At 48.9% G+C, this 1,241-nt stretch carries 2 protein-coding genes; both read left to right on the top strand.

The window, feature by feature from the left end:
- The first annotated feature begins 123 nt into the window (after positions 1–123).
- Positions 124–894 carry an ORF6N domain-containing protein gene (locus tag VSS37_RS07160; RefSeq protein WP_324694119.1) on the top strand — a complete coding sequence of 257 codons (771 nt, stop codon included), beginning with the start codon at positions 124–126 and terminating at the stop codon, positions 892–894.
- Positions 895–913: 19 nt separating this feature from the next.
- Positions 914–1,241, top strand: a 328-nt coding sequence (locus tag VSS37_RS07165) for a hypothetical protein (RefSeq protein ID WP_324694120.1), incomplete at its 3' end; no start/stop codon positions are given.

The raw sequence follows: 1,241 nt of genomic DNA on the forward strand, positions 1-1,241 counted from the left end.
ATTAAGCGGGTATTTTCTCAGAATTGCAGCAGACGGGGAAGAAGGCGGCCTCTGGCGCAAGGGGCTGGTGCAGGCTTGCGCATCCCACGGAAACGAACAATGAACAACAGAGAGGGCTAAAACATGGCCGATTCCAAAAGCGTCACCATTGTGGACACCACCATCCCTATTGTTGAGTACATGGGACAGAGGGTTGTCACTCTTGATGTGATTGACAATCTACATCATAGACCGCCAGGAACAGCAAAAAGAAACTTCACAGAGAATAAAGAGCGGTTCCAGGAAGGAAAACACTTCTATCTTGTTGATTACTCTAAAAAGAACGAATTTCGTACTTTTGAAATTGAGATACCGCCAAGAGGTTTGACCGTCATTACAGAGCGTGGCTACTCAATGCTGGTCAAGTCGTTCAATGATGACTTCGCGTGGGATATTCAGGAGCAGCTATCAGATAGCTACTTTGACAACAACAAGCCGATGACGACGGCAGAGTTCCTTGTGCAGCAAGCCAACCTGATCCTTGAGCATGACCAGCGGATAAAGAGGATAGAACAACAGCAGCGGGATACCCAGATTGCCATAGCAGAGACAAAGATTGAGGTGATGGAGGCAAAGTCACAGGCTGTTGAAGCATTCAAAGCCGCCTCAGCTGCCCTGCAACATAAATTTGGCAGGCCAGACCATTACACGGTCATGGCTTATTCAAAGATGGTAGGTAGCCCGCTTGATCTGAACTTGGCAAAAGTCTACGGAGCCAAGGCCGCCCAATTATCAAAGCAAAGGGATGTCCCCATCATCAAGGTTCCAGATGAGCGGTTCGGGTCAGTTGGGTCATACCATGAGGACATCCTGAAAGAGGTGTTCGAGCAGCTATCGAAAGACGTTGAGTTATGACATCTTGGAGCAAGGCAGGATGACAATTACCGTTAAGGATGCGGAGGAGCTATTGGGGCTTAAAAAGGAGACCGTCAGCCAGATGGCCTGGAAACCTGTCAAGCACCGAAGCACGTTGGAATATCATGCCTACCTTGCCCTTGCCATCAATGGAGAGACAATCGAGAGCTTTCGACTGCTATGCACATTCTCGCCACTGATCCGTCCACTCGATGACTGCTACAGCTTTTCGCTCATTTTCAACAACCAGCGCATTTACGCGTTGGACAAGGAAAACAAGACCAAACAACATCGCAACAGCTTGGCCGGGTATGGTCGGGAGCATTACGGGAAACTGATAACCGGGA

This window comes from Candidatus Thiothrix phosphatis (assembly GCF_035668035.1).
Lineage (GTDB): Bacteria > Pseudomonadota > Gammaproteobacteria > Thiotrichales > Thiotrichaceae > Thiothrix > Thiothrix phosphatis.